Consider the following 13,176-nt stretch of genomic DNA (forward strand, 5'->3'; position numbering starts at 1 on the left):
GAAGTTTCCGCTCTTTAAAGCTATGATAGCACAAGGGATATAAAACAGATGCTAAAATTGATGCATATTGTCTCGGCTGCGGATCTATTTCTTTTCGTAGGATGCCCTAAGGATTTCTAGGTCGCCCATTAGTTTTTCTATCTCTTCCGGATTGGTTCCGTCGTAAAATCCGCGAATGCGTTTTTTCTTGTCGACCAAAATAAAGTTTTCGGTATGGATCATGTCGAAGGGCCCGCCATCACCATCGTCTTTGACGGCCAAGTATGATTTTCTGGCCAATTCGTATATCTGTTTCTTATCACCCGTTACCAAATTCCATTTGGCGTCGTCAACGCCTTTTTCTATGGCGTATTTTTTTAATTGGGCCACGGAATCGATTTGTGGGGTTACCGAATGCGACAAAAGCAGTACATCGTCAAAATTTTTGATGCGTTCCTGTATACTGGCCATATTCTTCGTCATGATGGGGCAGATGGTAGGGCAGGTGGTAAAGAAAAAGTCGGCGATATAAATCTTATCCGCGTAATCTTCTTGCGTAATGGTTTCGCCATTTTGATTGGTCAACGAAAAATCGGCAATGGTATGGTACTTTCTTTTGTATTGAAGGGTACTGTCAACGAGTTCGGGGTTGACCATGGTCGGCTGGTAGATCGTTAAGGTTTTGGCGGGTTGTAGGGCGTTGTAGAAAAGATAAATGATTATGGATGAAATCCCTAAGAGTACAAGACCGAAAAATTTGTATTTGGCGAAAAAAGAGCGCATAATCTTTTTGGCAAAGATACGTTAGACATTACGAGCATTCAACTCTAGACCCCTCGGAGTGCTCCTAAATCTTTCTTAAAAATAATTGAGGTTGACTAGTAATTTTTTTTAAGCGGCCGTAAAAGTGTACTTTTGTCGGCTGAATTCAAGATGAGTTCGTTAATTATAGAAAACTATAGATGAGTCCGTTACTTATTAAGACTATACAATTCCTTTTAAGCCTTTCGTTATTGATAGTGCTTCACGAAATGGGGCATTTTATTCCAGCTAAATTATTTAAGACCCGTGTAGAGAAATTCTACCTCTTCTTTGATGTTAAGTTTTCCCTATTTAAAAAGAAGATCGGTGAGACCGTTTACGGGATCGGTTGGCTTCCGTTAGGGGGCTACGTGAAAATAGCCGGTATGATCGACGAAAGTATGGATACCGAGGCGATGAAGGAAGAACCCAAGGAATGGGAGTTCAGAAGTAAGCCGGCCTGGCAACGATTGATTATTATGTTGGGAGGGGTAACGGTAAACTTTATCCTGGCCTTGGTCATTTATATTGGTATGGCCTATGGGTATGGTGATCAGTACATTCCTGCGGACAGTTTGAAAGACGGGGTTCACGTCATCGAGAAAACGATAGGTGATGAACTGGGTATTCAAACGGGGGATAAGATTCTTGCGGTCGATGGAAACAAAGTAAAAGATTTCAACGGAATCTTTATGAGTATAATCGAGGGGAACTCGATTACCATAGAGCGCGACGGCCAAACTATAGAACAGGCCATTCCGGTAGACTTTATTGCTACATTGATGGAGGATAAAGATCGTGCTTTGTTTTTAGGACCTCGTATTCCCTTTATCATAGGGGAGGTTTCGCCCGGGTCGTTGAACAAAGAAGCCGGACTTGAACCTCAAGACGAAGTGGTGGAGATCGCAGGAAAAAAAGTTACCTATTTTGATGAGGTAAAACCTATTCTGGAAAACCATAAGGGAGAAAAAATCGATTTGACCGTTGTCCGTGAGAATAACGAACGTAAGGTAATACCTGTAGTTATCAATGACTCGGCCCAAATAGGTGTGCGGCCGATGGGGCTTTCTATGAAGGATATGGAGCAAAGGGGACTTTTACGTGTGGAAACGGAAAAATACACTTTTGCGCAGTCTATTCCTGCAGGAATCAATAAAGGGGTGAGTAAATTTACCGGCTACCTAAAGCAATTGAAGAAAATTTTCAATCCAGATACAGGCGCGTATAAAGGTGTTGGTGGCTTTGCGGCCATTGGCGGACTTTTTCCGAATACTTGGAACTGGGAAGTGTTTTGGGGTACCACGGCTTTCTTATCGATAATGTTGGGTGTGTTGAACCTCTTGCCCATACCCGCCTTAGATGGCGGACATGTAATGTTCTTGCTATATGAGATAGTTTCCGGACGAAAACCAAGCGATAAATTTTTGGAATATGCACAGATGATAGGCTTCTTTTTATTGCTTGCTTTGATACTATTTGCCAACGGAAATGACCTGTATAGATATTTAACTGGAAAATAGATTGCAAAATTTATTTGGGACAATAAAAAAAACAATTATATTTGCACCCGCTTTGATAAACAAAGCGGGTATATTTTCCTCCTTAGCTCAGTTGGTTAGAGCATCTGACTGTTAATCAGAGGGTCCTTGGTTCGAGCCCAAGAGGGGGAGCAAAATTAGAAATCCAATCTATTAATTTAGGTTGGATTTTTTGTTTTTTATGGCATTGATGTTCGGGCGAGAAGTCGGATCATGACCAATTGTTGTGTTTATGCAAAAATTGTCGTCAATCTGTAAAGGAAGAATTCTACATTTTTCACCCCTCTGAACTGTGCCCTGAACGCTTTAATTTTTGCGTTGAAGGATTCCGCAGAAGCATTCGTACTTCTATTTATAAAATAGTTTAGGATCGACCTATAATTGAGTGATATCGTATTGGCAATGGTATTGAAGGCCCTAAAGCCTGTGTTCTGTACATCTTTGTACCAATGTGCCAGCTTTGTATATGCAGATTGTATAGAAGCTGCTGTATTGAATATGTTCCTGAGCCCCTGCACAAGATCGAAGGCGACCTTTATATCGGGATATTGGGCGAACAATATTTTACTTCTTTCGGCTTGGTTCTGCGTCCAATTGTTTGGTGATTTGTAAAGTAGGTACCTACTTCTGGCTAAGAGTTGTTTTCTGGTATCCCCATTGCTAAACTCTTTTGGGACGAATGTCCCGTTCTTTGCCCTGGCCTCTTTAATCTGTTGGTTCTCTTGGTCTATGGCCTCCCATCGGTGTTTGATTCGGATGTCCTGAAGGGCCTCCAGTGCCAGTTTTTGCACATGGAACCTGTCCGTTACCTGTATCGCCTTTGGGAAGCAGGTCTTGGCGATGGTCTTCATGGAGTTGGCCATATCCAGAGTGATTTCTTTGACCATGGCCCTTTTCTTGGCAGATATCTTTAACAGCTGCTCTATAATCGGCCCCACCTTGGTACCGGAGAATATGGCCACTATGGACCCTTTCTTGCCCTTGCCTTTTTTATTGGTGATTATGGTGTAGAGTTCTCCTTTGGAGAGTGCTGTTTCGTCAATGGACAGATTAGGCCCTATGTTTTCGGGGAATATAAGCCATTGCTTGGCATGGGATTTCTCCTTCCACTGCCTGAAATCGCTTAGATAATCCCTAAACTGTCGCTGTAGTTTTTTGCCGTTTACCCCATAGAATTGGCCGATGGTATGACAGTCATTTGCTTTAGTACTGACCAAGTACTTTTAAAAAAGCAGCGAACTCTACGGTCATACGAGTTCCCTGGGCCACCAACTCCCAATCTCTTTGCACGGCTTGCCCCGTGGCCTTGTCCAGCCAACGGCGGCGCTTAATGTGGAGAAAGACCGACTTTCCCCGCAATGGAAAGTCCTGGACGACGATCTCCTTATGAAATCCATGGCCTATTAAAATGCGGTGTTTTTCCTCTTTAGGGGTATCCTCTTTTTCTTCAAAATATAAATGAAGCATACCATCTTCAGTTTCATGGGAAACTAGTTTAAAGTGGGTTAGTAAAAGTTCCGGCAGTATAAGCTTTAATAGGTCGATAGATAATTCCAATGCTGTTCGTTTTACTGCAAATATCGAACTCCTATTTCAATTCACACACAACTTTTGAGCTTGATCCGAGAAGTCTATCCCGCGACAGCGGGAAGCCCAAGAGGGGGAGCAAAATTAGAAATCCAATCTATTAATTTAGGTTGGATTTTTTGTTTTTTTATGGCATTGATGTTCGGGCGAGAAGTCTATCCCGCGACAGCGGGAAGCCCAAGAGGGGGGCAAAATTAGAAATCCAATCTATTAATTTAGGTTGGATTTTTTGTTTTTTATGGCATTGATGTTCGGGCGAGAAGTCTATCCCGCGACAGCGGGAAGCCCAAGAGGGGGAGCAAAATTAGAAATCCAATCTATTAATTTAGGTTGGATTTTTTGTTTTTTATGGCATCGATGTTCGGGCGAGAAGTCTATCCCGCGATAGCGCGAAGCCCAATAGGGGGCAAAGAAGAAATGAAAAAAGAATCTCTCGCCAAGACGGGTTTTCGGTATTGCCCTTGTTCATTCCAGTTAAAAAAGACTCTTACTTGCCTTAGGGTGATGCCCTACCGGAGTGTTTGTAGAATTGGGATTTACAATGAAGGAAGTCTGCTATTTGGGGTGCGGTAAATCAATGATGTACTAAGGGCTGTATCATTAGGTCTGATATACGGTGTTGGTGAACCTTATCCCCTTAGTCAAGTTATTTCGGGTGACCCTTTAATTTAACCGTATGCCAGGGTATGGATATGGGGTCCACGTCTTGGTTCGTTACTTCTATAGTCGAAGGGCAGTTTATAGGTCGGGACCTTATTGTAGAGGTGAATAGTTTGTATTTCGGAGTTTTTTAACCAGATGAAGCGGGATAAAATGTCCCGCTCCTGACAATTGTCATTTTCTGGTCCCCCTATGGCTAAATCGGAGTTTTTTTAGCGCGGTGATTTTGTAAAAACCATGCGCCGTCTTATGCTGCTATTGTAAGATAAGCTTAAGCATTTTGCTTCCCTGCGAGTTTTCGACTTTTACAAAGTACACCCCGATATTCAAGGATGAAGTGTCAATAATGGTTTTTGGATTGACCGCCTTTTTTCTCGGTAGAACTATGTTACCCGATACATCTAATAATGAATAATAGGTGATGAGGTTTCCGTCAATATCATCGAGTTGTAAGAATACGGTACCTCCTTTTGATGGATTTGGAAATACTGTAGTACTCTTGATGATCCCTATACTAGCTTTCATAGATAGGCTTGAGTTATTACCGGCCCTATTGGAGTTGTTGGGAACGGTCCAAATAAATTTCGACCATGGTCCAATGGTGGTGAGGTTACATATCATAGGGTTTTTATTACCTGCCGAACTAACGTTTTTTCCATTGCTTCCGCGTAAGACGACCGTGTTGGTATTAAGCTCCTCCCAGTTGAATTTTTCCGTATGGCCAATGGTACTTTTATTGCAAGTCATTCGGTTTATACCATTTTCGGCACTAACATATTTATTATTGTTGCCTTTAAGGGCTATTTTTCCTTCTCCTGCATCAACAACCTTGAATTTTTCCCAATCTCCTGCGGTTGTTCTGAAGCAGGTCATGGCTTTTGAACCATTCTCAGAACTTACATAGGCCTTATTATTTTTAAGTGTTATGATTTTTCCTATAGGTGCTTCACTGTTGTTATCACCATTGTTTCCTTGAGCGGCACAATTATCTACCCGATGGTTCCATCTTCGAATAACGGGTGTATTCGGAGGGAAGTTTGTGGCGTTCTGTTCAAGGGTGGCTGCAGAAGGAATTTTAATACTGTAGTATCTAGGGTCTTGTCCCGTGGTACTACTGGCCGAATACAAAAGGGGCGCCAAAGAAGGTCCTTGGAACCATCTTGCCTGCCCAGGTTTGCTGGTTGTTTTTAAAATATTGGGGTTCGTTCGTAGATTACAAGGAACAAATGGGATATTTCCATCTTTTACTTAGGCATTTGTTCCGTAAGTACTGGCGATGTCGGTAATACGCGAATCTGGGTCAAAATTACCAATACTTGGAGCGTTCAAATCAACAAATGCCCGATCGATGCGTACGGCGGCCATACAACTTGTAGCTCTCACCTTTTGGATGTCGAACCAACCATTTTTTGCGCCCCAAGGTTGAATCATTACTGCCGAATTCCCGTTTTTGCACGATATATTGTAGGCCGAAATTTCGGAAACTCTAGCGATATTTTGAGGAGCTTGGTTTCCACTGGTTTCCCTGCCATCGGTTTCTATACGAAGGGTTGCTCCTCCTCCTTGGGAACTAATATTCTTGAAAAACACTTTGTGTGCCACCCTGGTTTGTACGGCACCATATCCCCCATGGGCATTTATTACCGAAATATTTTTGACCAGACCATTTTTTGAGCCGGCCCATACCCCGTTTCTTTTACTTAACCCTAAATTTACGGTAGAATGGACCGTCCATTTGTCTATCACATGGCATCCGGAAATCATGAAGTTTTCCGTTTCTTTTATATTGAAGGGTAATATCCTCGTGTTATAGGGGAGTTCCGACATGTCAATTTTGAACTTGTTTGTGTTGGATCTGATGCTGACATTTGACACTTTTACTCCCGTATAACCTATTTCAAAAATCGAATGATCCGTGAAATTTCCGAGTTTGGGTTTTACTATGGCTCCTTGGTCAAAAACCAAATGGATATTTGACTTCAGTTTAATGGCGCCCAAGAGCCAAGTTCCTGCGGGAATCGTAATTACCCCTCCACCTTGATCGGCAAGCGTGGTTATTAATTGGTTTAAGGTTCCGGAATCGTCTCCCGGACCGTTGTTTGCTAATGTTTTTCTTCGAGATGCTGGGATGCTGCCCGAAGTGTCGCTGAAAAAGTTGTTTTCATTTAGGTCGACAGGTCGGGTTATCGGTGCGCCAGATTGGGCCAAAAGAAATGTGGCATTGATAATGGCGGCCAAAAATAAAGAGATTACGGATTTAAATTTTCGTTTTTCATTTTAAATGTTTAAAAGTTGTTCTTATAAAAATTTGGGGTAAAAGTGAATTCTGTTACTGTGGGTAATAAGACTTTTTCGTCGGTAAATCGTTATTTGTAAATGGTAGGGGCGTATGTGTGATTGCATATGCTTATGCAAGGGTTGGTGAATTGGTCATGGTTGTAAATTCTTATGACTATTCCATATGATCCGTTTTAAATGTTTGTAGTAAAATTCTTATGTTTTAACACAAATAAAACCTTAAATTATCATAAGGTATTTGTGTTGTTTATCTTTTGTCGACACTATTTTAACCTGTTGTGGTATAGTGACGGGTGTTTCGTTTCATGGATATGCTTGCTTCGATTCCGGGTGGGGTGCAACTAAAAAGCTTTTAAGGGCTTGACCTTTCGGGTTATGTCCTTTTTCATTGGAGTGAAGATGTTTTTTGAATGAGGGTTGTTCTTCCTACTGAACCCGGTTCGGAACCCCTCTCCCTAATATTTTTTTCTAAGGTAGAAAGGCTACAGACCATCCATAGGAAAAGGTGTTTTAGGCAATTTTTGCTACCCTGTTGGATACAACCGTTTGGTAACATAGGTTTAAAAGTGTTCAAGCCTCTGACTTTCAGTATTTTTTAAATGTTAAGGAAGGTTGGTGGGTTTAAGGAGGTTCTTTTGCATTCTAAATTTCGCTTATATGACGACAATCATGTTTTTTGGGATATACAGTGTCTAAATTTGAAGTAAACGATAATCAATTACATACGATGAAACAAAAGCCTACAATTCTTATTCCTTTTGATTTTTCCAAGACTTCAAAAAAGGCGCTTGATTATGCCGTGCATTATGTAGGGCAAGATGCTAAACTTAAAATCGTACTGGCCCATATTTCCGAAAGTAATGATATGGATATGGCTAGGGAGGCTTTTAAAGGTATTGAGCAAGAATATGCCAAAATTCTTAAGAACAAGATCGAGTGGATGGTCATAAATGGAACTTTGACCGAATCATTGGTAAAAATCCAGAAAGAAGAACAGATAGACCTTATTATCATGGGTACGTTCGGTGCATTCGACAAGGAGGATTCTACGCCCACAAATACATCGAAGTTGGTTTTGGAGATAGATTGTCCTGTTTTGGTAGTGCCCTTTACCTCCGATAAGCTTCAAATAGAGCGAATCGGTTTAGTATTGGGAAAAGAAGAAATAGAAGATAAACGTGTTCTTGATACCTTGCTTAGGGTGGCAAGACGCTTCAATGCCAAGGTATATGTAATTACCGTACAGAACAGTCAAGAAACTTACGGGTATTCCCCTGCAGACGAGAAAAATGAAAATACCTTAGAGTATTATCTGGAAAGCTTCTATTCGGAGCATGTTTTTGTGGAAAATCCCGATGTAGTTAAAGGGGTACTGGACTATGCGTCTAAAAATGAGCTTGATATGATTGCTATTCTTCCTAGAAACCACGTACAGAAAAGCGAACCGTCAAAGGGAGAACTTACTGAAATGTTGACTTTACATTCCCATATTCCGGTACTTGCTATTGATTAGACCATATAAACAAAAGAAATCATAGCAGTATTGTTCGTGGCTTTGTCCATTGTCATTCTTCCCTGATATGTGGACTATTTTTAGCTGTCAGGGGAGCTGTGGTGGCGGTCATTAAGAAGGGAATGCGGCTTGGGGCGTCCGTAATAGGGCCTTTTAATATGAATAAAAAAATGGAAGTATGGAAACACTATCTCGAACACCAAAGAATACCAACCTTGAAAAGTATGGGCTGAAAAATGTAAAGGCCAATTGGAACCTCGACGGGGAGACCCTTCAAAAATTGACCCTTGAAAAAGGTATGGGGACCGAGACCGCTAATGGTACGCTTTGTGTCAATACAGGAAAGTTTACGGGGCGTTCGCCAAAAGACCGTTTTATCGTAAAGGACAATTATACCGAAGATAAAGTATGGTGGGGCCGGATAAACAAACCGATAGCCTCGGAAAACTTCAAAAAGCTTTACGACGAGGTAGTAGCGTATTTGTCGAATAAGGAAGTGTACGTGCGCGATGCCTACGTAGGTGCGGCACCAGCGTATAGAATGAACGTACGTACGATTACGGAATACCCTTGGTCGAATTACTTTGTAAAGAACATGTTCATTCAGTTGGCCGATGATGAAATTAAAAACTTTGAGGAAGAATGGCTGGTCATATGTGCGCCCGGTTACGAAGCCAAAGACCCGGCCAATAGCGGTCTAAGGGCGGGAAATTTTTCCGTCCTAGATTTTACGAAGAAAACGGTCTTGATTGCGGGTTCTGCCTATACCGGTGAAATTAAAAAAGGAATTTTCTCGGCCCTCAACCTCATTCTGCCTACCGAGAAGAACGTTTTGCCCATGCATTGTTCCGCCAATTATGGGGAGAACGGTGATACGGCCATATTCTTTGGTCTTTCGGGGACGGGTAAAACAACCTTGTCCGCCGATCCAAAGCGTAAACTTATAGGCGATGACGAGCATGGTTGGACTGCCGATAACATCATTTTTAACTTTGAAGGAGGTTGTTATGCCAAGGTTATCGACCTGACCGAAGAAAAAGAGCCTGATATTTTCCGTGCCATACGACCTGGGGCGCTCTTGGAAAATGTAGTATTTAAGGAAGGGACCAAAGAGGTCGATTATTCCGATAGTTCCATTACGCAAAATACAAGGGTAAGTTATCCGATCCATCATATCGACAACATACAGGTGCCTTCTTACGGAGGCAATCCAAAGAACATTTTCTTTTTGACCTGTGATGCCTTTGGCGTCTTACCACCGGTATCGAAGCTTACACCGGGGCAGGCCGCTTATCATTTTATTTCGGGCTACACGGCGAAGGTTGCGGGTACGGAGGCAGGTATCAACGAACCTGTACCTTCTTTTTCGGCCTGTTTCGGGGAGCCTTTTATGCCCTTGCATCCGACGGTCTATGCCGAAATGCTCAGTAAAAAGATGACCGAGGCCCATGTGAACGTCTGGCTCTTGAACACGGGCTGGAGCGGTGGTCCTTATGGAGTGGGCTCTAGAATCAAATTGAAATACACACGGGCCATGATTTCCTCTATTTTAGAAGGGGAGTTGGAAAGGGTAGATTATGAACAGCATCCTATTTTTGGTTTGCACATGCCTAAATACTGCCATAATGTGCCTACTGAATTGTTGGACCCTATGAATACTTGGCTTCAGAAAGGAGCTTATATCAGCAAGGCGATACAATTGGCCCATTCCTTTCATCTAAATTTCGACAAGTTTATTAACCAAGCTTCGGATGAGGTCATACATGGTGGACCGTTAATTGATGCCCACCAGGTCATAGACCATCATATTTAATTGGCCCCTCGTTGTTTGAAGGCTAGGGATGATATGGCGTAGCCCTTACGAAGAAGCGCGACGAAAAAGCGTGTGATTACAGGAAACCCGAATGGGAGAAAAAGGGAAGCTAATGGCTTCCCTTTTTCTTTGGGACAAAGCGGCTCCATTCAAATTTTACAAGTAGAATGGGGCGGTTAAGCCGTAATAATAGAAGTAGTATTTTTCCTTTGAAAAAATGTAGTATTTTTATGTGAATGTATTGACTGACAATCAAGATGATGTGATTTGTAAGTTGAGTAGGGTAGAATAGCCTAGTTAATGTGCCGTTGCTTGTGGATGTAAGGTTTGTTTTTAGCTTTTGAAGTGTAAATGGCTTATTAATAACCTGTAATGAAAAAGATTTGTTCTGCCTTGTTCAGTTGCCAATTACGAAGTATCGATAGCTGTTATTCCGAACGAGGGAAGAATGATGTGGTTTGGGAAATACCGGCTCATATGGGTAGCGTGTTTCTTGGTGTTTCCCTTTAAAAGATACCGATTAACTAATAATTTGGTTGATTGTCTTTGCAGGGCTCGTATTCTCTATATGTTAACTATTTCGTTCCTATATTTGACACCCGTTTTCACTCCACAAGGTTTACAATAAACAATACTAATTATTAAGCGAAAAATTAAAATTAGTCTCTCAAAATGAACTCAAAGAATAGATTCATACTTATAAACTTATTGGCTTTTGAGTTTGTTCTTTTAAATGTGGTTTTAACGATATGTTTTCTTTTTAAACTACCGGACTTTTCACTAAGCCATACAGCAATCCTTCCAAAGATGCTTTCCTTGATAGCAATCTATAATATTACCTGGTTGGTTATTATAATGTATATCCGAAATAGCGAGTTTTATTTTAATCCCGATTTCGGTTATTTTAAGAGTATAATAACTTCACTCTTTTTCTTTGTAGGTTTTGTGATGAGTGTAGTTATTCTCTTGAAGATTAGATATTTTGAACGGTCAACCTTTATAGTTCCCATCTTTATATTCTCCTATTTGAATTTGGTCAGCCATAAATATCTGTTGCGATATTTAAAAAAGAGGGCTGCACATCTTTTTTCCGACACCTTGTTGATTGGTTCGGGCTACGACGAAAGCAATATTAAGAGTTTTACCAACGCCATGACCCAATATGGGTATAACATTATGGGCTATTTGGAAAACACGGAGAAGAAGCCGAAGAACGTTTTGGATTTTAGTGTTTTCGGAAGTATAGATGACTTGCCAAAAGCTTTGAATGATAACGGCATTGACGAGATTTTTATAGCTATGGGGGGTATGAAACATGAGAAAATCATGGAGACTATACGAATAGCTGATAGTTTTGGGGTGAGGGTGAAATTGATTCCAAAAAACCCATTACTCAAATCGAAGAATTATAAAGCGGTTACTATGGGTGATCTTGCTGTTTTCAAGCTGCGGGAATCGCCATTGGACCATTTTAGTACGACCGTCTTAAAGCGTTTGTTCGATTTTTGTTTTGCTTTCCTAGTATTACTCTTTTTGGTTCCTGTGTTTTTAATTATAGCCATTGTTATAAAAATAGATTCCAAGGGGCCCATTTTTTATTCACCCTTAAGGAAGGGCGAGGGGGGAAGAACGTTTAAATGCTATAAGTTTAGAACGATGCATGTAACGGAGGATCCGATAAACGGGGCACGGTCGACCGTGGTCGATGATCCAAGAATCACTCGTGTGGGAAAGTTTTTGAGAAAAATGGACTTGGATGAATTACCACAGTTCTACAATGTTCTTAAGGGGGAGATGAGTGTAATCGGCCCTAGACCGCATAGGGTCAATCTACAGAACGATTTTAGAAAGAGTGTAAACCATTATATGGTAAGGAGCTATGTCAAGCCAGGTATTACGGGTTGGGCTCAAGTGAACGGATGGCGTGGGCCAACGGTAACTGATGAGCAAAAAAACCAGCGTGTAAACCACGATTTGTGGTATATAGAAAATTGGAGCCTCTGGTTAGATGTTAAAATCATTTTTTTAACCATTTTCGGGAATCATCACAAGAAAGCTTTTTGAAAAATATTAGCCATACAAATACAAAGTAAAATAAATAGGAAAGATGCATATCAAACCAAATTTTAATAGACCAACCATAGCAAAATCCCGGTTTCAGGGTGTTTGCAGAGTGGGACTAATACGAAAAACGATTTTGTTGTTACTGATGATGTCGCTAGCTTCTTGTTATACCTCAAAAGGGGTGAACTATCTTCAGAGCGAGGATCAAGAATTGTCGATACGCTTAAACAAATCGGAATATTTGGTTCAACCTAACGATGTGCTGAGTGTTAAGGTACAGAGCCGTGATCCTGACCAAGCTGCTTTTTTCAATATTACAACGGTCGAAAACAGAAACTTGCAGGCCAATCCGGCTTCGCTTTTTCTTAATGGGTACACGGTCGATACGGAGGGTAGGATCAATCTTGCTATTGTTGGGGAGTTAGAGGTGGCCAATAAGACTGTTGAGGAAATAAGGAATCAGGTACAGGCAGAAATAGACAAGTATCTTTTGAATGCCTTGGTGACGGTTAAGCTGACTAGTTTTAAGGTGTCGGTATTGGGCGATGTGAAAAATCCGGGTACGAACTATATATACAATACCCAGGCTACTATTTTTGAGGCCTTGAGTGCCGCAGGAGATTTAAATATTTCGGCAAAGCGTAAAAACGTAAAGCTGGTCCGCCAAGTGGGGGAAAAGTCAATTGTGGTAAACCTAGACCTTACCAGCCCAACGATAATAAATTCCCCATATTACTTTTTACATCCTAACGATGTATTATATGTGGAGACATCGAAGGCCAATATTTTTCAGCGCAATTTGGGGGTGTTTAGCCTAGTTTTGTCAGCGATATCCACTACCATATTGGTTCTTAGTTTCAATAGTAATTAAAAAAATATCCTTAAAAAAGGAAGTGAGTCGGAAACGTCTAAGGGAAAAACGC

11 protein-coding genes and 1 tRNA gene are annotated in these 13,176 nt (G+C 41.2%); 7 read left to right on the plus strand and 5 right to left on the minus strand.

Annotated elements, in window-relative coordinates:
- Nucleotides 1-84: 84 nt before the first annotated feature.
- Nucleotides 85-762 carry an SCO family protein gene (locus ZOBGAL_RS09280; RefSeq protein WP_013993327.1) on the minus strand — a complete coding sequence of 226 codons (678 nt, stop codon included), beginning with the start codon at nucleotides 760-762 and terminating at the stop codon, nucleotides 85-87.
- 179 nt (nucleotides 763-941) lie between these two features.
- Here ZOBGAL_RS09280 and rseP point away from each other — a divergent pair, with 179 nt between their 5' ends.
- Nucleotides 942-2,300 carry an RIP metalloprotease RseP gene (gene rseP / locus ZOBGAL_RS09285; protein WP_013993328.1) on the plus strand — a complete coding sequence of 453 codons (1,359 nt, stop codon included), beginning with the start codon at nucleotides 942-944 and terminating at the stop codon, nucleotides 2,298-2,300.
- Nucleotides 2,301-2,376: 76 nt separating this feature from the next.
- Nucleotides 2,377-2,450: transfer RNA gene (locus tag ZOBGAL_RS09290), tRNA-Asn, on the plus strand.
- 98 nt (nucleotides 2,451-2,548) lie between these two features.
- Here ZOBGAL_RS09290 and ZOBGAL_RS09295 read toward each other — a convergent pair.
- From ZOBGAL_RS09295 to ZOBGAL_RS09310, 4 genes are all read right to left on the minus strand, one after another.
- Nucleotides 2,549-3,535 carry an ISAon1 family transposase gene (locus ZOBGAL_RS09295; RefSeq protein ID WP_013993329.1) on the minus strand — a complete coding sequence of 329 codons (987 nt, stop codon included), beginning with the start codon at nucleotides 3,533-3,535 and terminating at the stop codon, nucleotides 2,549-2,551.
- The gene (locus ZOBGAL_RS09300) at nucleotides 3,522-3,875 is read right to left on the minus strand and encodes an ISAon1 family transposase N-terminal region protein (RefSeq protein WP_013992360.1); all 354 of its coding nucleotides are present in this window, start codon (nucleotides 3,873-3,875) and stop codon (nucleotides 3,522-3,524) included. Before ZOBGAL_RS09300 ends, ZOBGAL_RS09295 begins: the two co-directional genes overlap by 14 nt.
- 945 nt (nucleotides 3,876-4,820) lie before the next feature.
- Complete coding sequence (locus ZOBGAL_RS09305) at nucleotides 4,821-5,705, minus strand: T9SS type A sorting domain-containing protein (RefSeq protein WP_013993331.1); 885 nt, start codon at nucleotides 5,703-5,705, stop codon at nucleotides 4,821-4,823.
- Nucleotides 5,706-5,813: 108 nt separating this feature from the next.
- Nucleotides 5,814-6,803, minus strand: coding sequence for an iota-carrageenase (locus ZOBGAL_RS09310; RefSeq protein WP_013993332.1), 990 nt, complete (start codon nucleotides 6,801-6,803; stop codon nucleotides 5,814-5,816).
- Nucleotides 6,804-7,590: 787 nt separating this feature from the next.
- Between ZOBGAL_RS09310 and ZOBGAL_RS09315 the strand changes: the two genes are divergently transcribed.
- From ZOBGAL_RS09315 to ZOBGAL_RS09330, 5 genes are all read left to right on the plus strand, one after another.
- On the plus strand, nucleotides 7,591-8,376 hold the full coding sequence (locus tag ZOBGAL_RS09315; protein ID WP_046287428.1) for a universal stress protein: 786 nt from the start codon (nucleotides 7,591-7,593) through the stop codon (nucleotides 8,374-8,376).
- A gap of 178 nt (nucleotides 8,377-8,554) precedes the next feature.
- The gene (gene pckA, locus ZOBGAL_RS09320; protein ID WP_013993335.1) at nucleotides 8,555-10,189 is read left to right on the plus strand and encodes a phosphoenolpyruvate carboxykinase (ATP); all 1,635 of its coding nucleotides are present in this window, start codon (nucleotides 8,555-8,557) and stop codon (nucleotides 10,187-10,189) included.
- A gap of 372 nt (nucleotides 10,190-10,561) precedes the next feature.
- Nucleotides 10,562-10,699: a hypothetical protein gene (locus tag ZOBGAL_RS23555; RefSeq protein WP_158499723.1), complete on the plus strand. Its 138-nt coding sequence runs from the start codon at nucleotides 10,562-10,564 to the stop codon at nucleotides 10,697-10,699.
- A gap of 162 nt (nucleotides 10,700-10,861) precedes the next feature.
- Complete coding sequence (locus tag ZOBGAL_RS09325) at nucleotides 10,862-12,253, plus strand: exopolysaccharide biosynthesis polyprenyl glycosylphosphotransferase (protein ID WP_013993337.1); 1,392 nt, start codon at nucleotides 10,862-10,864, stop codon at nucleotides 12,251-12,253.
- A gap of 133 nt (nucleotides 12,254-12,386) precedes the next feature.
- The gene (locus ZOBGAL_RS09330; protein WP_158499724.1) at nucleotides 12,387-13,124 is read left to right on the plus strand and encodes a polysaccharide biosynthesis/export family protein; all 738 of its coding nucleotides are present in this window, start codon (nucleotides 12,387-12,389) and stop codon (nucleotides 13,122-13,124) included.
- Nucleotides 13,125-13,176 lie beyond the last annotated feature (52 nt).

The organism is Zobellia galactanivorans (assembly GCF_000973105.1).
GTDB lineage: Bacteria > Bacteroidota > Bacteroidia > Flavobacteriales > Flavobacteriaceae > Zobellia > Zobellia galactanivorans.